The sequence below is a fragment of the Frankia sp. CcWB3 genome (assembly GCF_977927595.1).
Genome location: NZ_CDWRCK010000037.1, coordinates 6,924 through 7,444, shown reverse-complemented (window position 1 = coordinate 7,444; position 521 = coordinate 6,924). Strand labels below are relative to the sequence as shown.

The window sequence follows — 521 nt, the reverse complement described above, 5'->3', positions numbered from 1 at the left end:
GCCCCAGTGGCACATGACTTCTTTCCTGCACGTGGCCTCTTTCCTGCATGTGACTTCCTTCCCGCGTGTGCATTGCGATGCCGGTGACGCTAGAAGTGGGCCTGTCGCCACGCCGGTGATCCTAAAAGTGGGCCTGTCCAGGATGAATGCGGTCAGCAGGTCGACCCGGGCGGGGAAAACCACCGCACACGGGCTTCGAACGGCCTACCGGCTTCCGCCGGTGATGATGGCAACCGTGCCGGGGAGATCGAACAGCCGCTCAGGTGTCTTCATCGCGCCCTCTGCCCGCCCATCGGATGACCGCCACCTGCTGGCTGCCATCACGCCCTGCCTGGAGGATCAATGTAGGTGGCCTGGTCAGATATCCATCGCTTGATGGGCAGAACCGTCGGCACCGGGAGCACGCTCCCGACACCGACAGTCGTAGTGTGATCACACCAAAAAGACGGATGCACCGGCGAAGGTGATTGCCGGCACGGGCCGCCGGCCCTGAGGGGACGTAATGAAGTAACAAATACGTG

1 protein-coding gene is annotated in these 521 nt (G+C 62.4%); it reads right to left on the bottom strand.

Annotated elements, in window-relative coordinates:
- Nucleotides 1-259 precede the first annotated feature (259 nt).
- Nucleotides 260-521: hypothetical protein (locus tag ACY5KJ_RS05030; protein WP_462202879.1), on the bottom strand; the 262-nt coding region annotated here is incomplete at its 5' end.